Genomic DNA, 24,033 nt, shown 5'->3' on the forward strand with positions numbered 1-24,033 from the left:
CCTGCTTCTCTTATAACAGGCCTATTTTACATCAATTTATGTATTATTTCTATAATTTTCATGTTGTCTTGTTTTTATTATCTCATAGATAAACCATATCATCACTGATTTTAGTATTTAATATGATACATAGATTTCCGTTTCGGCAGCGTAATTTGTCGATAAATTCTTTTTGATTAAAATCCTCTTTGGGTTGGATCACATAAACAATTTCAAACAACGAACCAAAATCACTGGTTTTGACGCGTTGAACTTTGTAACTTTGCGTATATTGTTCTAAAATATCTTCAAAGCAATTTTGAAAATCAACATCTTCCGGGATGGTAATTTTGAGTTGCATGGTGTTAACTTTGGGTTTGGCATATTTTGTGATACTCAGTACAACCATTGCCATACATAATATGGTCGCAAAAAGAACACCATAAGCGATGTAACCCATCCCGCAGGCGAGTCCTACTGCCAAGGTAAAAAAGACATAGGAAACATCAATGGGGTCCCCCGCCGTACTTCTAAACCGAATCAGACTAAACGCGCCGGCCAAGCTAAACGCTCGGGCAATATTATTGCCAACCAACAGAATAATGATTGCAATAATGGCCGGCAACATAATTAGTGTTACCGTAAAACCATGGGAATAGCCTTCTTTCCCGCGGGTTTTAATATAGATGATGCTGATAAACAAGCCCATAATTAAGGAAGCCAAGATAATATTTACGGTTGCTCCCAAAGACAGTTTATCAGAAATCGTTGATGCAAAAATTGTTTCCAAATATTTTTCTCCCTTTTCTGATGTGAACTTTAGATTTCACATTTATTTCGATGCGCCAACGCACGCCTTTACTCATGCTCTGCTTGCATATTCTTTGTATGTTTTTCCATATTTGGAAAAGCTGGAACTGTATATTTTTAATTCCGAAAGCGCCTGCGCAAGCCATAAAGGCATGGCTCCGAGAATCTTGATTTCCATAATATAGTGATTGGGTAATATAATCAGATTTCCAAAATTTCCTTTTTCCAATAACAGGTCTGTTTGACGACTTCTTATATTGCGATCAAAAGTTATCCGAAAGTTGGGATCATTTTTTCCGATAAATGCCGTCCGTTCATAGCTGATATAAGCTTTTGGTTCGATATGATTATTCTCCAAAAAATACTCAATTTCTCTTAAAACCTGATGATCAACCTGATTCAATCCACTGGGGTATTCTCTTTTCGAGATAAAACGGTATGCTTCATTTAATTTTAAACAGGCCCGACGCTTGCTGACAATGCCACCGATTTTTTTCTTTAATTCCAAAAACACCATTTCTTCCGGCGTCGATGGAATCGTATAGCTTCTTAGGCGAAGTTTCTCTTTATAATAAGGTTTAGCGAGAGAGCGCCTGATAATATCATAATTATCGGTATCATAATAAATATTGTAAATAGCGTAGCCATCTTCTTGATCTGCATAAATATCCGGTTTCATTTCTGCTAAAAGAACCGGCATTAAGTCGTTAAGCTGAGCTTGATCCAATTGGTATTTTTTTTCATAGCGCTTAAATGTTGTGATGGGCATTTTGCATCTCCAAATTCTTCAAACAGGTCGTTTAAGTAACTATCTTTCATCTGATCAAAGGCAATTGTTTCTATTTTCTTAACTACATTTCTTAGTAAGGGATTCTAACACAATATCTGTCTACCGTCAATTTGTTAATTTTTTGTTAAATTACGTGGCGGCATTCCATTTTTTACAAAAATGAATAAACCTATATTAAAACCTGTATTTCTAAACCAGCAACAACTAAAGTATTCGAATTCGTTTCAAAATAAAAGGGCAACCATTTCGGTTACCCTTTAAAAATGAATTTATTTATTCTCCGGTGCCGCTTCCGTCGGTTCTTTTACTTCGATGCTCGCCACCGCAGGAACCGGTTCCTGCTCCATCCCTCGCAGAATGGATTCTTTGATCTTGTTAACCCGCGGATCGTCCGTTTTTCCGGCCTGGTCCAGTTGCACGCCCAGCTTTTCACTGATCAGCAGATCAATCAGCATCTCAAAAGCGTTGACTGTGCTGCCCTGTCCGTCTTTCGTCCCCATGCTCATAACGGTTTTGGGGACAATGTCGATTTTTGCTTTTTCGATGGCCGCCGTGAACTTGGTCATCACATCCTGCACCACCTGATACTCCGGACCGCCATAGGCCTTAACCTGCTCTTCGATAGCAATGGCTTTCCCGATCCCGACCCGTGCTTCCTTCTCTGCTTCCGCCTCAGCCAGGGCTTTTATCTTGGCTGCTTCCTGGAGTGAACGCTGGTAATCGGCTTTACCGACATTGCTCTGAATATGAATGTTGATATCCGACTCGGTGAGCAGTTTCTGCTGCAGGGCCTTGGATTCAGCTTCGCGCAGTTCCTTTTCTTTCTCAGCGGCTTTTTCCTGTTGCGTATAAGTTTCAATCTGTTCGACCGCAATCTGTCGTTCCCGCAGCTGCGTCAGAATGATCTCGATCTTGTCATCGCTGGCCGACGCCGCCGGCGTGCCGATCAGCACTTCCTCGAGTTCCAGATTGTAATGCTCGAACTTGGCCTTCATCTCGCTGGATGAAATCCGCTGAATTTCATTACGGTCCTGAATCAGCTGAATCAGGGTTTTGGTCTGGCCGATATTCTTGAAATAGGCGGAGACCATCGGATCCAGCGTCTGATCCACCAGCATCTTGACATCGCCAAACCGCTGAATCACCAGCGGCGCTTTGCGGTAATCGATGTGCATGACAACCGATAACGGCAGCGACGGTTCAAAGGCATCCTTGGTGATCAGACTGACTTCCTTCAGGTTTTCATCAAATTTGTGAAAGCCGGTCTGATTGCTGATCCACTTGAGAATGATATTGGTCGTGGGAATCAGTTTGATTTTTCCGGCATAGGTATTGAAGGCATATTTCCCGGGCATCAGCGGCTCCCGCCAGACGCCCCGGTAGCCCTTCTCAACCAGCTCGCCATGCTTGTAGTCTTCCCCGGTTGAGTCCACCCCTTTCGGCCCGATATAGGATACCACCACGCCCACATAACCGACATCGATGATCGTTTTATCGATCAACTCCACGGTTGCAAAAAAGCGGTTGATGAAATAGGTCCCTTCGACCAGAACCTGATACTGCCGACCTCTGAAGCCGCCGGCCTTGAGGAATTTTTCCGGATCCTGAAAATTATTGTGATAGATTTCCGGCTGAACCGGATCGTTGCCGACCGCCGGCGCGATGATGTCATCCTTCGTCAATGAAAGGCCATCGTGGACCGTCACGATCCCGACCTTGTCATCGGTGCCTTTGATGACAATCGGCGTGAAGCCGCCGCGGTCTTTCAGCAGGGCCGCCATATTCATGATCGTCGCTTCTTCCGCTTTGGTTCCCATCGGCAGGTAATAGATTTTATCCTCGGTGATGATGATGAACTGGGCCAGGTTGAAGGCATAGGTTCCCTCGCGGATGATGCCGCGCTGGGGGCCTCTTTGTCCCCCGTTAAGCAAAAATCCGCGGGCATCCTGAAAATTGCTGCACTCGGGAATTATTTTACCCAACGTCTGGATCGGTTCCAGCGGCTGCCCGTCCCGGGCAAAAACATAGGCAATCTGTCCCTGCGGAACGGTAACCAGGGGCGAAATGTGTACCTTAAACATCAACGGCGTCAAAAAATGAATGCCGCCGCGAATGACCTGGGGCTGATAACCCGCTTCGCCATTCAGGGCAATGATCTGCATGTCCAGAGAACCCTTCCGTGACCACCATTTTTCGATGACGGCAATTTTATTGTTGGGCACGATCCGCAGTCCGATCAGCCATAACAGCAGGACAATGCCGGCTAATATTAGAAAGACCGTCAGCAATACAGAAAACAACTGCATTTCTTTCACCTCATTTCATAATATGTTATAACTTACCCAGAAATGAAATGATTAAACAGTTCGATGGCGTTTATTGAGATTTTAACTTTACCCGTTGCCATGCCGGAAATAGACTGATAGCGATAAAACCGACGCATTATTTTTTTTGCAAAGGTTTGACAAGCCTTTTATTTTTCTTTATACTGGGATTATAGAATTATTGTCGTAAGTCCGGTTCACAAGTCATCAGAAAAAGCAACTTTGTAAATAGCGTTTGATGGTTTGCGAATGCAGTGATATTCATTGTGAAAGGGAACATAATGCCCTATCAGTTTGTACCATACCAAATCCTGTTATTACTGTCCGCTCTGATTACTGCGGCGCTGGGCCTTTACGGTTATCGGCATCGCGCCGCCCCGGGGACGAAAGCGTTTGTTTTCGGGATGTTCATTGGCACCCTGTGGTCAGTGGCCAACGCGATGGAGATTTCAGCCCTGACCCTGGAACACAAACTTTTTTGGGCCAATCTTCAATACATCGCCTACGCCCTGGCGCCGGTAGCCTGGATCATCATGGTGCTGCAGGTTTCCGAGAAATCCCACTGGGTAACCAAAAAAAACATCTTATTGCTGCTGATCATTCCGGCGATTACTTTTTCTCTGGTTTGGACGGATCCGCTTTGGGGCTTTGTTCGCCATGATATTTATCTGGATCTGACCGGTTCGCTGCCGGTGATTGCCAAAAAATACAGTCCCTGGTTTTGGGTACATTTTACACAGGCTTATTTTCTTAATTTTTATTCTCTCTTTTTATTATTAAAGACCGTCTTCTCGAAAACAACCTGCTACCGTACTCAAGCTCTCCTGTTATTGATCGGCACCGGCATGATTGCAGTCGTTAATCTCACCTATATCCTCGGCATCCGCTTCACCCAGTATGACCTTTCACCGCTCGTTTTTTCGCTTTCCGGATCCATCATCGCCTGGGGAATTTTCCGCTTTCAGCTCTTCAATCTCGTGCCGATTGCCCGGAATAAAGTAATCGAAGCGATGCAGAACATCGTGATTGTGATCGATGCGGTCGATACCGTTGTGGACATCAATCCCGCTGCCGCCGGATTATTCACCATCGACAAAGGCCAGAATTTGATTGGCAAACCGCTCCACCAGTTATCCGAAGAAATTGCTGAGGTCGTTAACCAGAGCGAGCTGCAGGTGCAACATGAATTTGAGTTTGTTTCGCTGCCCGAAAGCAGCGGCCGCTGTTATGAAATGCAGATATCCCCGATCATCAACAACGAGGGGATCCTGATGGGCAATGTCATTGTAATGAATGATATTACCGAATTGAAGCAGGCGCAGGAAGAACTGAACCGCGAGCAGCGTGAAATAGCCGTGATGTCCGAACGCGACCGTCTGGCCAAAGACCTCCATGATAATTTAGGGCAGATCTTCAGCTTTGCCGGAATACAAATTCAGGCCGCCCAACAGCAGCGTCAGCGCGGCAATCAGGAACTGGCCGACAAATATATTGAACGTCTGGGCGAAATCATCGAAGCGGCTCACAGTGAAATGCGCGATTATGTCTATAATACCCATCTGGACGAGTACCGAAAAAACAGCATCGAGAACCTCATTTTGAAGGAGATCAGCATCTTTATCATTAACAGCGGTTATTTTTCCAGAAAGGATATCCACTTGAACCTGACTGATTACGAATTCCCAGTGGACGTAAAGGTGCATATCGTCAACATCGTCAAGGAAGCCCTGAACAATATCCTGAAACATGCCTGCGCCACTTCCGTAACCATCAGCCTTGGTGGCGACGATGGCTGCTATCAGCTTGTTATTGAAGATAATGGCATTGGGTTTGTCCGTGATCGCTCCCATTCCAAAGGAACCGGTTCCGGACTATGTATCATGGAAGAGCGGGCCCGATTGCTGGGAGGCATCATGAAGATTGATTCCCGGCTTGGAAAATACACCAAGACGGTCATTCAATTTTCTGATCAATGAGGAGGAAAACGATGAAAGTAATGATAGCTGATGATCATCCGCTTTATGTAGAAGCGCTGGAAAACTTATTGCGGTCAGATTTTGAAATTGTCAGCACCGTCGATAATGGCAGCAAGGCGGTAACCGAGGCACATCAGAAGCACCCCGATGTTATTTTAATGGATATCAATATGCCGGTCTTGAACGGCATTGAAGCAACCCGGAAAATTCTGTTCGAATTGCCAGAGATAAAAATAATCATTCTGACCTGTTTTGAGGAAAAGGAAAGTCTGTTCCGGGCTGTCAAGGCCGGAGCTTCCGGTTATCTGCTGAAAAATCTGGACGGCCAGGAAATAATCGAAGGCCTCCGGGAACTTGAAAAAGGCCGCAACCCCTTTGCGCCAGGTTTTGAAGCCTGTATCTTACAGGAGTTTCAACATCAGTCACCGAAGGATACCAGCAGCACCAATGAACTGGCCGACCAGTTGAGCGACCGGCAAATTGAGGTATTGGCGCTGGTGGCGCAGGGCCTGACCTACCGCGAGATCGGGCAGAAACTGTTTCTCAGTGAACGGACCATCAAATATCACATGGGAAAAATCAAGGAAAGCCTGAACTTGAAAACCCAGGAACAGGTGATTGCCCTGGCCTGGCAAAAAGGATTGCCTAAACATCAGCAATGATCCCCATGAGCGTTCTGCTCTTTTCTTCTTTGTTCCGCGTTCATTTACCAATCCAAAGGCAAGGGCTTTTTTGAAAAATCAGCTGCTGAAAGAAACGAATAGTGGCTATCAAAAGTTTTATTTTGTGGTAAAATAAACGCTATACAAAATGAATGAGAGTGAGGGAAAATCGCTTGGGAAATTATAAAGCCGGACTGGAAACAAAGCAGAAAATTTTTGTTACCGCTAAACAGTTATTCTATGAATATGGATTTATTAAAACCACCTTAGCAGAAATCGCGAAAGAATCAGATACCAATAAAGCCATGGTTGCCTATTATTTTAAAAACAAAAACAACCTGGCCTTGGAAGTTTACAATGAATATATGGTTGCCAGTAAAGTCAGAACCCAAAATGCCATCAATGAGAAATTTCCAGGTTGCAATGCGGTTTTAAAGACCGCGATCGAATACCGCATCCAGAATCGCAACTGCCGATTGAACCGGCATTTGAATCAGTTCTATCATGAGTTGTGTGATACCAATATCCTAATGAAAACCGAAAGCGCTTCTGTCGGATTCGTCGAGAATATCAATCGCTCTTACAAGCTCGGACTTGATCGACTGGAGATAAAGGCGCTGGCGCTGGCGAACCTTGCCGTTGTTCATGGCCTCCACGTGTCACGCGATGATGGTTATTTGGATTGCAGCAGCGAATATCTGGCTGAGTTGGAAATTCGTTTACTCTTCCAGAGTCTGCGTTTTGAAAATGATTTTATCGATCAATGTATTGCCGAATCCCGAAAAATGATTGATGTCATAGAAGTAAAAGTCGCGAAAAATTTTGCCGTCAAATAATTGCTGTGCGCCATCAAGGACGCATCTTTAAAAGCAATAAACCGTATCAGGCCAAGACGATTGTTGAATAACCGTTAACAATCGTCTTGGCCTTATTTTATTTAGTTGATCTTTTCTGCGGCCGCTGGCAAAGCCCATATTCTAAACGTGATTAAATTGCCGGGATTGTATTTTGCAGAAAAAACCATGTCATCGTTTAAATTATAAATACCCATATATTACGAAACATATCTGAAATAACGCCACATTTTGTCAATTTTATCGGCTAAATTATGTAAATATCAAAAATTACTATAAATAAATAGTGACAACTGAAACGAATGATGATACTATAATAAAAACTAAACGCGGTTATATTTAAACGCAGTTACGTTAGACAAAGTAAATCTTCAAAATTCAACTCAAACTATTTTATTTAAAGGAGAAAAAGAAATGAGCGAACAAAAGACTAACAATGTATGGGTTCAGATAGCCGCCTTATCGGTTGCTTTACTGCTGTACACAACCAGTATGACAACCCCAGCATTGGGAGAAATTGCAAAAGCTTTTCCCGACGCGGCCCCGGAAACAATTAAGCTGTTATCCACGATTCCTTCACTGATGATGGTGTTTTTTGCCTTAATATCTGGGAAATTAACTCAGTATATGAGCATTAAGAAAATCATAACGATTGCGATGCTGCTTATTTTTATCGGTGGTATTCCTTCAGCGTTTGTCGGGAATCTGCAATTCATGATCATCATGCGGTTTGTTTTTGGCGCCGGTTATGGCCTAATCTTCCCAATGGCTTCCGCCGTTATTACCGATCTGTTCACCGGCCAACAAGCAAATAAGCTAATGGGTTTTAAAAGTGCCGTTGGTGCTGCAGCAGGGATGATTTTCCAGATGTTGGGCGGCATACTTGCAGCCTATAATTGGCGTTTTTCATTCCTCGGGTTTCTACTGGTGATACCAATTGCACTTATTATTTGGTTTACTCTTCCCGATACCGGCGTTAAGAAACCAGAAAAACTTGATGCTTCCGGGGTTAAAGAAAAGAAACTGACCACGATGACCTATGTTCTGGCAATTGCATGTGCTTTGCTGAACATGGTTCAGTTCTGCTTTATGACAAATCTGGCAATGGTAATGAAAGCGGATGGGATTGGTAACGCAACCCAATCAGCAACCGTCCTGAGTATCTTTACCGCAGCCGCATTTGTTGTCGGTTTGCTCTACGGAAATATTGCAAAAATCTTAAAACAGTGCAGTGCCTCCATTGGTGCTTTATTTGTTGGCTTATCCTTTGTTGTATTGATTTTTGCCAACAGTTTGACGATGCTCATCATTGGCGCTGTTATCTTTGGCATCGGATTTGGACTGTTTAATCCAGCCATTGTCATTGCTGTCGCCAAAAGTGCCACCAAGCCTAAATACGCAGCAGTTGCTATTTCAATCTATGTCAGCGGAACTGGAATTGGCCAGTTTTTATCGCCCTATGTATTGAAGTTTTTGCGGGGAACACTCAACTTAACGGCTTCACGAGCAGATTGGCAAATTGCCGCTGTGACATTAATACTTGGCAGTGCCATTTCCATGGTTCTGGTAGCATTGAGTGTGAAAAATACTAATGAAATCTCCCAAGAAGCGTAAATTGTGGCTGGCACATTGCTTAGTGCCTCATTATAAAAATGAGGCTACTGCATCAAGAATCAGGCGCACGCGGACGATAACCTTATCATCAAAAACTGGCTACGGCTTTATGGAGCCAAATCAATGCCGATTTCGTTAAAATAACAACTTCATTGTATTAAGAAAAAATTACGCCGTATCGCTTCAAAGCGATACGGCGTTTCTCAATATCGGCCTCTGCCGATGTCGTTTGCGGCTTCCTGATGCGCCGGTTTACGGCTTGGATGCAGCTCTCGCTAAACATAATAATATCCGCTATAAACAAAAAACCGCATATAATGGAATCGACAAGATATCATTTTCAAATCCAAAATTTTTGCCTGAGATGCGCATCGAATAATTCGGATGATTGAGTTTGACATAGACTGACAAACTTCTGGATTTCACATTTTCCCTTGCTTTGACCTCAATGGGAAAAACATCACTTTGGTTCTCAATCATAAAATCAACCTCTGACGTACCTGAAGTCCAGTAGTATAAGGGATATCCCTTCTGTGTTAAAGCATTGGCAACATAATTTTCTGTCAGTGCACCGATAAAAACATGGTCATTGCCTTTAATGATATCATATTCATTGACGCCAGCCCGGTGTGACAATAATCCAACATCACCCATATAGAGTTTAAATGAAGCGATGTCTTTAAAAATAGCCAATGGATGCTGCCCTTGATCAACCCGCTCGCATTTTATGACGATCCCCGATGCCAAAAGCCAATCAATTGAGGCGCCAAAGAGTGAGGCACGTCCGCCCCTGGCAACAACTTTATATTGAAATTTCTTATTATCTTTGGCCAACTGCGCCGGAAGACTATCAAAACATGCCATGATTTTTGTTGTGTCGCCAGGCGTTGCATACTTGGCCATGTCTGCAACGTAGGCATTGATGATTGCTCCCTGGATCTCTGCTACCTCAAGCAAGCTATTATTTTCTGTATATTCTTTTACTGCTTCCGGCATTCCACCGACAATCAAATACTCACGATAAAGGCCCATCGCTTTTTTGTGCAAGGCCAGATCCATCGGCTCACGTTTTTCGTAAGACACCCTTATTTCATCCGCCAGCATTTTTTGATTTTTCGCCCATAAGAATTCTTCGAAATCCATCGGATACATATGAATTTGATTAACTTTTCCCACCGGAAAACTGAAATCTTCACGTTTTAGAGCAACGCCAAGCAAACTGCCCGCACCGATGATGTAATATTCTGGGGCATCTTCACAGAAATATTTCAAGCTGGTCAAGGCCCGCTCACAGGCCTGTATTTCATCGAAGACAATCAATGTTGTCTCCTGATTAATTTTTTCACCAAAATAAACCTCAAAGCGATGAATTAAAAAATCCGGAGAAATATTAGCTTGAAAATCTTCAGCTAATTCTCGGTTTAATTCAAAATTGATATAAATCATATTTTCAAAATATTTTTCGCCAAAAGATTTAATGCTGGTTGTTTTCCCAATTTGACGGGCGCCATAAATTAAGGCCGGTTTACGGGAATGCTTGTTTTTCCATGATACTAAAACATCTTCAAATTTACGCTTCATCGTTATTCTCCATCGTGCTCTTTTCTTTTAATTTACCATATTACGCACAGATAAGTCAAATAAAACGTATTTATTATACACTTTATTTGACTTATCTGTGTTGTGGCACTATGGAGGGAGATAGCTCAAAAGAACCGTCATCTAGTGTTCTTCAGAGCAATACGGCGTTTATCAATATCGGCCTCTGCCGATTTTGCCAGCAACCCTGTCAACCAAGTGCGGCTGACAGGGCTGGCTTTTATATATCAACATCATTTTAATCGAGGTAGAACACCCCATCATCATTATATTCGGTCGTCCCTTTTATAACAAAGCCAAAGTGCTTGTAGATCGTTCCGGCTTCATCCCGATCAATCCAACGATTCTCAAGATCAAGCTGGGACATCAGGCAATGTCCGACACAGGCCGGATCATTAAAATAGAACTGATACCCATCCGCGGTCTTTTTATAACCGACGCAAATCACCCAGTGCCCATCGGCCAGATAGGCGTGATCCGTTGCATTGGGATCGGTGGTGTTGTATTGATCACTCCAGGCCTGAATGCACATCATCACTGGGTGACCAGCATCAAGCAACGAAACCAGTTCTGGCATTGTAATCTGCTCTTTTTTCTCAACATCAACCCCCTGCGATTTAAAATAATCGTAAAGCTGCTGCGGCGATGTGCCATTCTCCGGGGTTGTCCCCAGCTCCTGCTCGTAGGTTGAAAGGTTTTTATCACCAGTCTGTGGATAAAGATAATTCATCAGCATCTGCACGCACGTTGTGCCACAGGTGTAATTACCGTATTGGCGCAAATTCGGGACATCAATGAATTTGTCGGCATCGGTCGTATAACCAACATAGCGATCACTTTCAGCATTTGCTGATTTTTCTTTGGTTTGCGTGCAGCCGGCTGTTAGGGTGAATACCATGCCTAATGCAAGTAACAATGCTAATTTCTTTTTCATCCGTCATACCTCCACTTTGCTAGAGTATAAACAAAAAAATTGAAAACAGCAACCATTTTTCCCGTATCGTTGCAAAACGATCAACTGGTGTCAACCATTCTGTTACCCCATTATCTGAAATAAAATTTAAACTGTCAGCGCTGTTTACTTGAATCGATCAATCGCGATTAGAGTTACAACATGCCACAGTGATTTATTTTAAATAATATCAACGCTTATTGCGTTTTATCATTTAAATTCATTGTCATTTCTACTATATTGCTGTACAATGTCCTTATATTGCTTTATTTTACTTTATTTTATTTATCACCACTCGATAAACAAGCACACCTTATTAATATCTTACTATAAGAAAACCATTATTTAGGCTTCCTATCTTTACAATCGATTTTGTAAACGATTTTTTTAAAGCTCTGTTAGTATGGAAGTAAGGTTTAGAAACCATAAACAAATCATTTGAAATAAACAGATCGATGATTGAGGGAAAACGACAGCAACAGTGGAGACATCATGGAAAAACTAAAATTTGAAAGGGAGAAAACGATGAAAAAGGGATTCAAGAAAGGTTTAAGCGTACTGGTTGGTGTGCTGATGCTAATCAGTATGATGCCAATAGGGGCCATGGCGGAAGAGGCAACCGCGGTAAATGGAGCGGCAGTTAATCAGAGCGGTGAAAGTGTTGATAGTCAGGGGAACAGTGCTCTAACGTCGATGCCCAATAGTCTAACCATGCCATCAGCTAATGACCCGATGGTTAACGTGCGTAACAACATACCGGGTGAACCGGCAGCAGCCGAAAGCGGCATTGATCCGGCCCAGCAGACCGTGACGCAAACTTCGGAAATAACCGAATCCATTCAGACCAGCGCTATCGAAGGTGACTTTGGGTATGTAGCTGTTGAAGGCGGGGTTTCCATAAGTCTTTATAATAAATCTAAATCAGTTGTAGATGTGGTGATTCCCGGTACGCTGGGTGGAAAAAAAGTCGTGGCCATTGGTGAGTATGCTTTTTATGATTGTTCCAGTTTAACAAATGTCACCATCCCTGATTCGGTTACGAGTATTGGATCCTCTGCTTTTAACGGGTGCAGTAGCTTAACGAGTGTCACTATCCCTGATGGCGTCACAAATATTGGTTCGTGGGCTTTTCAGAAGTGTTCCAGTTTAACAACTATCAACATCCCTGATAGCGTCACAAATATTGGTTACGGTGCTTTTGAAGAGTGTTCCCGTTTAACAAACATTACGATCCCGAATAGCGTGACAACGATTGGTGGAAGGGTATTTGATAAATGCACTGGATTAACCAGTATTGATGTCGATGTTAATAATTTAAACTACTCAAGTCTTGACGGGATACTATTTGACAAAGCAGTAACTACTTTAATCGCATGTCCTGGAGGAAAAGTAAGTATCACCATCCCGAATAGCGTGACTACAATTGGTGATTATATATTTTATGAGTGCAGCGGCCTAACAAGTATAACGATCCCGAATAGCGTAACTGCTATTGGTCGAAACGCTTTTGATGGGTGTTCCAGTTTAACAACTGTCACTATCCCTAACGGCGTCACAAATATTGAGTATATGACTTTTTATGGGTGTTCCAGTTTAACAAATGTCACCCTCCCTGATAGGGTTACAAGTATTGGTTCTATGGCTTTTCGGGGGTGTTCCAGTTTAACCAGTATCACCATCCCTGATTCCGTTACGAGTATTGGTTTTTTTGCTTTTGATGGGTGTTCCAGTTTAACAACTGTCACCATCCCTGACAGTGTTACGAGTATTGGTTGTGCTGCTTTTTTGGGGTGTTCCAGTTTAACATCAATTCAAATCAATTCAGCTAATACGACCATTATTGACACCGGTGGTGATGGTATACCCGGTCGGACATTCCCTACCTCTGCAACAATCATTGGTCACAATCCATCAACGGCCAAAGATTTCGCGGTAAAATACAATCGCACCTTTATCGAAATCGAGAATTCTGAAAAGATACTCCCTACCAGCATTTCTTTAAACAAAACTAACCTCAATTTGACCGTCGGCAATAGTTACGAGCTAATCCCAACACTTAGTCCAAACGACATAACCGATAAAACCATCACTTGGGACTCAAATAATTCAGATATTGCAACTGTTGATTCAAGCGGAAATGTTACTGGAATTGATGAAGGTACTGCAATCATTACAGCAACAACTTCTAACAACCTAAGTGAAAAATGTACAGTTAATGTGAAAAAATCTCCTGTCACTAATCCAGATCCCAGCATCTCCTATCAAACGCATGTCGAAAATGTCGGTTGGCAGGACTGGCGAACCAATGGTAATACAAGTGGCACTTATGGCCGATCTCTACGTTTAGAGGGAATCAGTGTTTATTGTAAAATAAAAACGTAGAAAGTTGCAAAGCAAAAATCCAGAGTATTGCAAGTTGGAAAATGCATAATATTGCAAAAATCCATTGCGGGCAAAACTCAAGTCAATTATCCTTGTATCTGACCAAAGAACAAGGAGGAAATGGAGAATGCTCACAATGGATCAAATACATGATATCAGATTTCGTTTTTATGAGAAAGGGGAAAATGTTTCAGAAATCGCAGCAGCTATGCACCTTGATTGGCGAACGGTACGCAAGTACATTGATCAGAATGATTTTAATGACCCGGCACCCAAACCGGTGGTGGATAAAAAATTCTGTCCCAAACTTGACCCATACAAGGCGGACATCAATGAATGGCTGATTGATGATAAATCAGCCCCGAGAAAACAACGACATACGGCAAAACGGGTGTTTCAGCGGCTGCTTGCCGAAGTGCCTGGTTTTGACTGTTCCTATCGAACTGTTGCTGCCTATTATGCGGTGAAGCACCGGGAAATTTTCAAACAAAACAAAGATGCCTATCTGCCACTGGTGCATCGACCCGGGGAAGCTCAGGTTGATTTTGGCACTGCTGAATTTTATGAAAATGGCCTGAAACTGACTGGAAAATACCTGGAGGTCTCTTTCCCTTACAGTAATAAAGGCTATCTTCAGCTATTCTATGGCGAAAACATGGAATGCCTGCTGGAAGGACTGGATGCCATATTCCGCCACATATGTGTTGTTCCGGAGGAACTCTGGTTTGATAACACAAAAGTCATTGTTACGGAAATCATCCATGGTGGCGGACGGAAACTGACTGATAAATTCGAACGGTTTCGGGAACACTATCGCTTCAAAGCTGTCTTCATGAATCCCGGCGCTGGCCATGAAAAAGGAAATGTCGAAAATAAAGTTGGGTATCAGCGCCGCAACTTTATGGTACCGGTTCCCCGCTTTTTGTCGCTGTCAGAATATAACCGCCAACTGCTTTCAGAGTGTGAGAAAGATGCCAACCGGGAACATTATCGCCACAATGAAACGATTGAGGAGCGGTTTCAGGCTGATCTCAAGGCCTGCCATGAGCTGCCGGTGATTGCCTTTGACTTAAACGGTCATCAAACCCTCAAAGCTGATAATTGGGCCAAGGTTTATCTGAACAAAAAACAGCATGCCTATTCGGTGGCACCAAAGTATGCCCAGTGTCCGGTTCACCTGGTGTTGACTTCGTCGCTGGTGATCATTCAGGATGAAAACTTTCGTGAAATTATCCGGCACCGGCGACTTTACGGGGATACCAGACAGGAGCAGATGGACTGGCTGCCCTATCTGAAACAATTATCCCTGCGACCCCGAGCCCTCAAATACTCGGGAATCTACGAGATGATGCCGGAATCCATGCAAACCTATCTGGCAAGCTGCTCAAGCAGCGAAGTGGGACAGATCCTCAAGCTTCTTTCCGAGTTGACGGGTCGCACCGGTTTTGACAGTGCCGTGAATACGGTTAATCATGCAATTACCTACCGGGTGAAGGATGCCGATAGTCTTTCAAATCTTTACAGACGGCTGTATTCCGATATTCCCGAGCTACCTGCCATGACGCTGAATCTGGGTATTCCACAAATGAAGGTAATGCAGCCCAATCTGACAGCTTATGATGCGTTGCTTAAGCGAACGGGAGCTGACTGCCATGTTGGATAAAGAAATCGCTGAATGTTGCCGTAAACTTCGACTGAGCCGCAATCTGGCTGAATTGGCTCAAACCACTGATGGCAGTAATCACCAGGAGTATCTGCATCAGCTGCTCAGTGAAGAACTCCGTTACCGGAATATTACCCGTACCGAAAAGCTGGTGAGCAGTGCCGGTTTCTATGTGATCAACACTTTTGAAGGTTATCGGTTTGATGAAATCACCCTGCCTTCGGATCTGACTCCGGAACGCCTGAAATCCCTTGCGTTTATTCACGAAAAGAAGAATCTCATCCTGTATGGTGGAACCGGCACCGGTAAAACTATGCTGTCAACCGCTCTCGGCGTGGCCGCCTGTCGGCAGGGAATCCCGGTGAAATTCTTCCGGACGGCAGCCCTGGTGAATAAACTGTCCGAAGCCAAAACAGCCGGCACCCTGTCCGCTTTTCTGAAAAGACTGAATAAAGCGGAAGTGATTATTCTAGATGAATATGGCTATGTACCACTGGATCGAACGGGAGCACAGCTCCTGTTCGAAATCATATCCGATTGTTATGAACGTCGGAGCATCATTCTCAATACCAATCTGGAATTCTCCCGATGGGTTAATGTGCTCTATGACGAACAGATGACGGCCGCCATGCTGGATCGGCTGCTGCATCACTGTCACCTGCTCATGTTTCCGGGCCCCAGTAATCGGATGCGGGAATCCAGCATCAATGAGTTGTATCGTTCAATCTCAGACAATCAATTAAAAAAACAATAAAAAAACTGCCTGCAATGCTTTGATTTCTGACGAAATCGCTTCGCATTTCAGCTTGCAAAACTATGGATTTTCCATAATGCAACATTCTGTATTTTTAACTTGCAACTTTCTGCAAAAAGCACTTGCAAAAAACAGGAATCAGAATCAATTTAAATAACAATGAAAATCTTGGCGTTACATATCAGACTCATATCCAAAATATTGGTTGGGAAGCAAATACTGGTAGAGGATGGAAGAGTGACGGAGATATGAGTGGCACTTATGCTCAATCCCTCCGTTTGGAAGCAATACAAATCAAACTGACTGGAACCGATACGGATAAATATGATATCTATTATCAGGTTCATGCCGAAAATATTGGTTGGATGGGTTGGGCTAAAAACGGTGAGAATGCTGGTACTGCTGGTTATAGTTATCGGCTAGAAGGTATTCGAATTAAACTCGTGCCAAAAGGTGATCCAGCACCAAATGACAATGTGACCTACGCAAGCCCATTCAAAGAGAATATTGAAGCTTCTTATTCCACTATTTTATAGGAACATCGCACTGCGGAAGCTAGTGGTTATTACTTATATTGATGATTCTTTTACAGTTGATGTTGGTACACAGGGCGATGGAATTATTAATATCTGGGGCAAACCCTGGACTTACGTAAGCGACTCTCCAATTTTTCAATAGCCAGATAAAAAAGAAAAAGATCATATCAACTTCTATTCCAGAGATTGATACGATCTTTTTTTTGAAAAAAAACCTGCTACTTTCGTAACAGGTTCTATCTAACATCATATTTGATGCGTAGTTCTTGGTGGCGGAGAAGGTGCGTGTTGTCCAGAAGCGACTCCAAAAAATTATGTCTTCTATACTGTATATGTTATCACAAAATCTTCAAGTTTACAATCGATTTTTTCAACTCCACCAATCCCACACGAATAATTAAACAGCAGATCTCATCGACTATTTTAATATTCTTTCTATTTCGATATTATTTAATTGTAGCTCTAAGTTTTTCTGATTCCAAAACACTTCCATTAACCTTATTAATCTGAACACAATCTTTATTGTTAACTTTTTCGACGAGGTTAACTTTTGTTAGTTTATTAAGCAATTTTACAAGCATTATATTATTGTCAACAATTCGTTTTTCGTCATTGCTATACATGAAAAAATCGACTTCTTTGTTTACTAGGTATTCTAGAATACCTACTTGCTTTTCATACAGACCAAATAATTTTTTTAACTCTGCCTCCATTTTATTGGATACTTCCTTTAGTTGATCTAGATAAACAAGGCTTGACTGCATTAAAACAGTAATTTCATCAACTTCTTTTTCAACTCCATAAGCCTTTTGTATGCTGTCATTCCCTTTGGCATTGATTAGGAGTCCACCTACTGCAACAATAGGACCAGCAACAGCACCTGTTAATACAGACGCTCCTAAAGCCATTCCTCCACCTCCAACAGCTAATGAACCACCACCTAGAGCTGCCAATGTTGCGTTTGTTGCAGCAACGCCAGATAATGTCGCAATTGCAGTTCCTGTTGAGGCTACTCCCAATGCCATAGTACCTCCATATGCTGCAACACCCACTAATGCACCAGCCCCAGCTGAAAGCAAACCTGTCCCTAGAACATCAATCGCTGTTATTGATATTTTTTTAATTTCCTCTAATTCAGTTTTTGAAAATAAAAATTTTTCGTTAAGATTGTCTGAGAATTCCGGTTTATTCTTTATTTTTTCGAATGCAACCGAAAATCGCTCGAAGTTTTTCCAAATATTTAGTTTTAATCCACCTAAATTTTCAAGCGCAATTTTTGTTTTTCTTTCTGATTCTTCCAGAATATATTTTTTTTCATTATACTTTTTCTCAGCTTTACTAATTATCTCTTTAGCTTCATTTATTTTCATTGTGCCTCTAGCACCAGTAACAAGACCAGTGCCACCTGCAACAACTGCTGCTCCAATTAATATAAATGGTAATGGCATCTATTTCCTCCTGTCGTCTTTTTTTAAGTATTTTATGATTCATAATTAAATTTTCAATCCAAAGTCTATATTCTGCATCAATCCTGCGCATAATGGTCGATTATTATAAATTTCACATAGATTCGCTAATGCATTAAATTATTGACAGGCACCTTATCCATCGTTTAAATCTGAATAGACCGGATTTACATAATCGTAACTAATGAATATTAGCTCTAAGTTTTTCTGATTCAAGAACACTTACGTTTACTTTACCAACTTGAACAACATCTTTATCATTGATCTTTTCTACCAGATTTACTCTCGTTAGTTTATTAAGCAATTTTACAAGCATTATATTATTATCAACAATTCTTTTTTCTTCATCGCTATACATGGCAAAATCCGTTTCTTTGTTTACTAGGTATTCTAGAATGCCTACTTGTTTTTCATATAAAACAAACAGTTTTTTTAATTCAGTTTCCATTTTTCTAGATACTTCTTTGAGTTGTCCTAAATATATAAGACTAGACTGCATTAAGTCTATAGTTTCATCAACTTCTTTTTCAACTCCATAAGCCTTTTGTATGCTATCATTTCCCTTAGCATTGATTAGTAGTCCACCTACTGCAATAATCGGTCCAGCAACAGCGCCTGTTAATACAGATGCTCCTAAAGCCATCCCTCCACCTCCGGCAGCCAATGCTCCACCACCCAAAGTCGCTAGAGTTGCGCTTGAAACTGCCATTCCTGAAACGCATACAATTGCCGTTCCTCCTACCGTCAGTGCCCCTGCACTCAAAACATCTACTGCTGTGATTGAGATCTTTTTTATTTCTTCAAGTTCATTTCTTGAGAACGAAATTTTTTCGTTAGAATTACTGCTATATTTCGGCTTATTCTTGATTTTTTCAAATGCAATCGAAAATCGATTAAAACTTTTCCAAATATTTAAATTCAATTCACCTAAATTTTCAAGTACATCTTTTGTATTTCTCTCTGATTCTTCCAGAGAATGTACTTTTTCATAATACTTATTTTCTGCTTTACTAATTATTTCTTTCGCTTCATTAATTTTCATCGTTCCTCTTGCACCAGTAAAAAGACCGGTGCCTCCAGCAACAACTGCTGCTCCAATTAATATAAATGGTAAAGGCATCTATTTCCTCCTATTCTTTTTTAAAATATTGCATGCTTCATTATTTAATTCATAGTAATCTTCTAAGCCAATTGAATTTTTAAACCATAGATCATATGCCTCATCAATCCTACATTTTAATGGTCTGTTTTTATAAATCCTGCATAGGTTTGTTGATTCATCAAAGTATCTACATGTCCCTTTCCCGTTGTCTAAATCTGAATAAACCGGATTACCTCCAATATTTTGACAACACAAGCCGCATCGGTCACACTTGAACATTATTCTTGTATTACACCATTTAATGTCGCATAGGCTGATGTTAATTGGTTTATTGCTCCATAAATCCGTTCAAGTTTTTCATCCGAAATATCGAATGCATGATGAATTTTTTCTACAAATGCCTCTTCCAATGAATCATATGTATCATCTGATCTTACCAAAGCCAATATCTCTACAATGATCATATTTAGCTCCACTTTCGTGCATTTTTTTGAAATTCTATCCAGTACTGCCTCTAATTCTAATTTTGGTTCATATGAACTTTTCTCTAATCCCATTTCAATACAGTAAGCATCTACGATTTCTTTTTCCTTATCTGCAAACTCATTATTTGCCAGTGCAGCGTATATGGCTAAATCTAAAAACAGTTCTTTCTCTTCTAAATCCAATTGCGATAAATACATAATGTTTTACCTCTTTCTTAAATTATTATATTATAAGGATCATGTCCTTATTTGCCATAAAATCGTCTAACTCCTTCAAATTCTGGTAAGGTAGCTTAATTCCACAAAAACTCACTACATTGTGAAGTGCCATATTTAACTCTTTTTCATTAGTTGCTTCTTCTAACTTTCTGTTAATATTTTCAAGTTTTGCGACTTCGTTGTTCAGTGCCTCATAGTCAATCGATGCAAGCTTTGCAACATATGAAGTTAAATTCTTTTTAATTTCTTTGTAATGCTCTAACTTAATATCAAATTCGGATCTTTGTTCATTTGCAAAATCGACAATTTTTTTTACCATCTCTGAGTGGTCAAAGAAATAAAGCATCGAAATCGACATAATTCCTGTAACCATCCCACCTAAAAACGTTCCTACAATATCATTTATTATTGGAATTGGGATCATTTTTGTCATTGCTTCTTGAACCAAACCACCACACAAAACAGAGGCACAAACTGCAATAATTTTTGCAACTGCTTTTATTACTTCACCAAAAGGTAAATTGTCCGGATTGAATACCAAAATATTTACAGCTTCAATGATTGATGCCCAGGATTCACGAAGAATTCTTTGGACGAATTTTGCTGTGGTAAAAAAGATATTAATAATTGTAGAAGAAAGTGAGGATAATATCCCGGCCAACATCCCATCCTTAAACGAACTTATTACTTCCTTATACTTACTTTTTATCTTAATAAACGCCTTTTTAAAAGTCTCTGCCATCTCTTTCAAAAACTCATCAAGTTTAAATTTATCTTTCATTCGTTTCATTATTTGAGGAAATTCTTCTGAAACACTAAACCATACTTCTGATAAAATGAGGCCAATACATTGACGAAGTCCCAGCGTGCAACCACTTTTCAAACTACTGGTAGCTGTATCCTTTAGGAATTTCTTGCTTGTATAATAGGTTCCTGCCAATTCTCTTTCATATGCTTCCCTGGCTTTATCATCCTTTTTTTTCATTTTTTCAGGATCTACTTCATCTAACTTCTGGAGTTTATTTAATTCGTTACGCTCTTTATCTGTTAGATTACCTTTAGTTTCTAGTTCTTTTATTTTTGCTTGGCGACCCTGTTTATCAGCTTCAAGTTTTGCACTGAATTCTGTAACGGTACTGGCCTTTTTTGATCTATTTATGCTTCGATCCGTCGCGGTTAGATTAGTATCCTTACATGCTAAATCCTCACCCTTTATCCCTGCAAGCACACGGCCGGGATCATCATGTATTTCTTTTGCAGAAATAATGTGATCCAAATCGAGATTGGCATTTCTCGACGTTTTTTTTCCGGTATAAGCGTCTTCAAAGTTTCCACTTTTTCTTTGCTCACTTGCCTCTTTATTTACTTTTTTATAATTTTCATGACTATGATAACCATATGAATCATAATCTCCTCTATTGTTGTAATCAGCCTGATTCTTTTTATTTGCATAATCTGTCACGCTTGAATCTCTCACTGTGTTTATTGTGTCCACATTACCTCCACGTCTATCATGCATTAGCAATGCATCTAATCCAAATGAAGTAATTAAACTTTTAACAACAACCTGTTCGTATTCTTTAAAAAGACTCTTAAATACAGGGCCTTCATCCATATTTGTCGGAGCTCCCTCTTCTAACAAAAAATCATTACTACCTATATCCTTGGCAAAGGATATAGAACCAAGTTCAGCATTCATAATAAAACACCTTCCTTTTTAAAATTTCGCAAATCCTCTATAATTTTATATTTAATCATTATAAATATTAGTCATTCGTTTTATGGTCTGTTTAACTTCATCTCGATAGCTTTGCGGCTTCAGTACTTCTAAATATTCACATTGTGACAATAGCCATCTTTTTACACCTTCACCATAAACTTCAGCCTCAATAATACTTTCTTTGCCTGATTGACTGACAACTTTAGCTGTAGGCAAACGATCTAAAACAGCTTCCAGCGAGTCGCCCCAAAATTTAAAAGTTATCTTTTTTAATTCCCCAGTATACATGAATTGTACACGTTTTCTGAATTCACCTTCTTTGAAACGGTCTTTCTCGCTTTTATCGAAACATGCTTCCGTAACATCATATTTTTTCAAACGATCAATCCGGTATACCTGTGAAATAGGTTGATCCAATCCGTTTTTTTCTGCGATCAAGTAAAAATAATACTCATTAAACATAATTCCGACTGGGTTGATTCTGTAATTGCTTATTGTTCCATCTTGCTTGACATATTCGATATCAACAACATTTTGATGTCGAATACTTTGGCTAACTTTCCAAATGTCATCAATAATCGACTTATTATGTTTTGGAGGCGTATAATAAAAACGTTCATTTGCAATCATTTCAGCAATACGTTTCCTATCGTCGCACTGCATCACAAGGGTATCCAAAATCCGATTCATATCAATTTTCGAAAAAGATCGGGAATCAAGTAATATTTTACACACAGAAAAGATATCACTGTCAGAAAATGAGATTTCCCCACGCTGTTTTATTACATAACCTTTTTGTTGACGATCATACACTATTTCTCTTTGCGAAAAATCTTTCTCCAGATAAATCTTTAAGTCTGCAATATCCCGTTGGATGGTTCTTTCATCGACCTCATAACGTTCTGCTCCCTCTTTTTTATTTATCACATCACCTCGATTAAGCCGATCATGGATACTTAAAATTCGATAATTTTTACTTTCACTATTTGTTCCAGTCATACTCACCTCACAAACAAGCATCCGTACCATTTATGGAGTCATTAATATTTATGGTCTTATGATACTTATTTTCTTAATTTGATTTAATGACAGTATAACAAATCTACATAGACAGATATCGTCCTTATCAAAATTACTTATTTGTCAATTCTTACTCCATTTTATTGCTTATTAAAAAATTTGTAAAGTGTAAAGATTAATTTATTCCAACACCTATATGAGTTACTATTATTATCGATTCAAAAATTTTTGACACACTCCAACCGATCCATAATAATAACTCTCTTTTATGCAAAACAGGATTGAGAATTAAAAAAACCTGCTACTTAACGTAACAGGTTCTATCTAACATCATATTTGATGCGTCGTTCTTGGTGGCGGAGAAGGTCATACTCAAAAATGAAACCCGCTTTAAAATTGTTTTTCATTTTTCATCAACTTAACAATTTAATTCACTGGGTTTTCCCATAGTCGATAAATCGGCAATTCTTTGAAGCTTTCCTGCATATTTTCCTCAAGTCTCATATAATATAGTTTAGCTTCTGAGAGATTATCCATCAGTATGCAAATTGCAGTTAACATCATTAAGTCTATTTCTTCATTTTTTAATCGAAGCAATATTTCAATCTCTTCGATTGATAATTCTCGTCTTCGTTTTAGAAGCTGAAATTTATTTATCAAATACATATTGTTAGAGCCTGGTTGTTTTTCTATCATCCAATCCAGAATTTTTAATGCAAGTTCATAAATTTCAATTTTCCCTGATTCATCATATGCGTCAATCAGTTCCAATATAAAATGATTCAATGCAAAAAAATAATTGTTATCCCCTTGTGTTTCGACAATTGATTGATAAATATTTTCGCAAGAGATATTTGAATACATAATTATTTCAGCTTTTTTCATCCCGATATAAGGACTCATAGGAAAACCATTTAAATCATCCTCATGAAATATTTTTAGTGGATTAGTTTTATCAAAATAATTGTATAATCTATACTTTTCATCTTCCATTTTTATACAAACTAAGGCGATATTTAAATTGCCAACTTTCATATTTCCGACAATTGGCAACTCTTGAATTTCTCCTGATAAAAGTTCATTATTTAACACTGTATTTATTAAAATCGCTAAGTTTATATTGTCC

20 protein-coding genes are annotated in these 24,033 nt (G+C 40.3%); 8 read left to right on the forward strand and 12 right to left on the reverse strand.

From position 1 onward, the window contains the following. Positions 1-82: 82 nt before the first annotated feature. The 3 genes from GH808_RS07350 to GH808_RS07360 all read right to left on the reverse strand — a co-directional run bounded on the left by GH808_RS07350 (position 83) and on the right by GH808_RS07360 (position 3,885). The gene (locus GH808_RS07350) at positions 83-769 is read right to left on the reverse strand and encodes a DUF4956 domain-containing protein (RefSeq protein WP_243166149.1); all 687 of its coding nucleotides are present in this window, start codon (positions 767-769) and stop codon (positions 83-85) included. Between the two features lie 72 nt (positions 770-841). After that, positions 842-1,558, reverse strand: a complete 717-nt coding sequence (locus tag GH808_RS07355) for a polyphosphate polymerase domain-containing protein (RefSeq protein ID WP_186842133.1) — start codon at positions 1,556-1,558, stop codon at positions 842-844. A gap of 290 nt (positions 1,559-1,848) precedes the next feature. Continuing rightward, positions 1,849-3,885, reverse strand: a complete 2,037-nt coding sequence (locus GH808_RS07360) for an SPFH domain-containing protein (protein WP_186842134.1) — start codon at positions 3,883-3,885, stop codon at positions 1,849-1,851. A 299-nt stretch (positions 3,886-4,184) separates the two neighbouring features. Between GH808_RS07360 and GH808_RS07365 the strand changes: the two genes are divergently transcribed. The 4 genes from GH808_RS07365 (at position 4,185) to GH808_RS07380 (ending at position 9,009) form a co-directional block, all read left to right on the forward strand. Beyond that, positions 4,185-5,879 carry a sensor histidine kinase gene (locus GH808_RS07365; protein ID WP_186842135.1) on the forward strand — a complete coding sequence of 565 codons (1,695 nt, stop codon included), beginning with the start codon at positions 4,185-4,187 and terminating at the stop codon, positions 5,877-5,879. A gap of 11 nt (positions 5,880-5,890) precedes the next feature. Then, entirely contained in the window at positions 5,891-6,541 is a 651-nt protein-coding gene (locus tag GH808_RS07370; RefSeq protein ID WP_186842136.1) for a response regulator transcription factor, read from the forward strand. Between the two features lie 173 nt (positions 6,542-6,714). Next, complete coding sequence (locus tag GH808_RS07375; protein WP_186842137.1) at positions 6,715-7,377, forward strand: TetR/AcrR family transcriptional regulator; 663 nt, start codon at positions 6,715-6,717, stop codon at positions 7,375-7,377. Positions 7,378-7,809: 432 nt separating this feature from the next. After that, positions 7,810-9,009 carry an MFS transporter gene (locus GH808_RS07380; protein WP_186842138.1) on the forward strand — a complete coding sequence of 400 codons (1,200 nt, stop codon included), beginning with the start codon at positions 7,810-7,812 and terminating at the stop codon, positions 9,007-9,009. A gap of 294 nt (positions 9,010-9,303) precedes the next feature. Here the strand turns inward: GH808_RS07380 and GH808_RS07385 are convergent, their stop codons facing one another. Together GH808_RS07385 and GH808_RS07390 are read right to left on the reverse strand one after the other, a co-directional pair. Further along, entirely contained in the window at positions 9,304-10,590 is a 1,287-nt protein-coding gene (locus GH808_RS07385) for an ATP-binding protein (RefSeq protein WP_186842139.1), read from the reverse strand. A 256-nt stretch (positions 10,591-10,846) separates the two neighbouring features. Next, complete coding sequence (locus GH808_RS07390; RefSeq protein ID WP_186842140.1) at positions 10,847-11,542, reverse strand: C39 family peptidase; 696 nt, start codon at positions 11,540-11,542, stop codon at positions 10,847-10,849. Between the two features lie 510 nt (positions 11,543-12,052). Between GH808_RS07390 and GH808_RS07395 the strand changes: the two genes are divergently transcribed. The 4 genes from GH808_RS07395 to GH808_RS07410 all read left to right on the forward strand — a co-directional run bounded on the left by GH808_RS07395 (position 12,053) and on the right by GH808_RS07410 (position 16,895). Further along, positions 12,053-13,942 carry a leucine-rich repeat protein gene (locus tag GH808_RS07395; protein WP_186842141.1) on the forward strand — a complete coding sequence of 630 codons (1,890 nt, stop codon included), beginning with the start codon at positions 12,053-12,055 and terminating at the stop codon, positions 13,940-13,942. A 136-nt stretch (positions 13,943-14,078) separates the two neighbouring features. Then, positions 14,079-15,605: an IS21 family transposase gene (istA, locus tag GH808_RS07400; protein WP_338000869.1), complete on the forward strand. Its 1,527-nt coding sequence runs from the start codon at positions 14,079-14,081 to the stop codon at positions 15,603-15,605. Beyond that, a complete protein-coding gene (gene istB / locus GH808_RS07405; RefSeq protein WP_186842143.1) occupies positions 15,595-16,359 on the forward strand; it encodes an IS21-like element helper ATPase IstB in 765 nt (254 codons plus the stop codon). Before istA ends, istB begins: the two co-directional genes overlap by 11 nt. 122 nt (positions 16,360-16,481) lie before the next feature. Beyond that, entirely contained in the window at positions 16,482-16,895 is a 414-nt protein-coding gene (locus tag GH808_RS07410; RefSeq protein WP_243166150.1) for a hypothetical protein, read from the forward strand. Positions 16,896-17,341: 446 nt separating this feature from the next. On the opposite strand, the gene GH808_RS07415 is transcribed toward GH808_RS07410, so the two are convergent. From GH808_RS07415 to GH808_RS07445, 7 genes are all read right to left on the reverse strand, one after another. Further along, positions 17,342-18,343, reverse strand: coding sequence for a hypothetical protein (locus tag GH808_RS07415; RefSeq protein WP_186842144.1), 1,002 nt, complete (start codon positions 18,341-18,343; stop codon positions 17,342-17,344). 199 nt (positions 18,344-18,542) lie between these two features. Continuing rightward, positions 18,543-19,481, reverse strand: coding sequence for a hypothetical protein (locus tag GH808_RS07420; RefSeq protein WP_186842145.1), 939 nt, complete (start codon positions 19,479-19,481; stop codon positions 18,543-18,545). Then, positions 19,482-19,742: a YkgJ family cysteine cluster protein gene (locus GH808_RS07425; protein WP_186842146.1), complete on the reverse strand. Its 261-nt coding sequence runs from the start codon at positions 19,740-19,742 to the stop codon at positions 19,482-19,484. Next, complete coding sequence (locus tag GH808_RS07430) at positions 19,742-20,146, reverse strand: TerB family tellurite resistance protein (RefSeq protein WP_186842147.1); 405 nt, start codon at positions 20,144-20,146, stop codon at positions 19,742-19,744. The genes GH808_RS07425 and GH808_RS07430 overlap by 1 nt, the downstream gene beginning before the upstream one ends. A gap of 25 nt (positions 20,147-20,171) precedes the next feature. Next, on the reverse strand, positions 20,172-21,866 hold the full coding sequence (locus GH808_RS07435; protein WP_186842148.1) for a hypothetical protein: 1,695 nt from the start codon (positions 21,864-21,866) through the stop codon (positions 20,172-20,174). Positions 21,867-21,917: 51 nt separating this feature from the next. Then, on the reverse strand, positions 21,918-22,886 hold the full coding sequence (locus GH808_RS07440; RefSeq protein ID WP_186842149.1) for a helix-turn-helix transcriptional regulator: 969 nt from the start codon (positions 22,884-22,886) through the stop codon (positions 21,918-21,920). Between the two features lie 447 nt (positions 22,887-23,333). Beyond that, a partial coding sequence (locus GH808_RS07445) for a hypothetical protein (protein ID WP_186842150.1) occupies positions 23,334-24,033 on the reverse strand: 700 nt, incomplete at its 5' end.

The organism is Acetobacterium fimetarium, assembly GCF_014284475.1.
GTDB lineage: Bacteria > Bacillota > Clostridia > Eubacteriales > Eubacteriaceae > Acetobacterium > Acetobacterium fimetarium.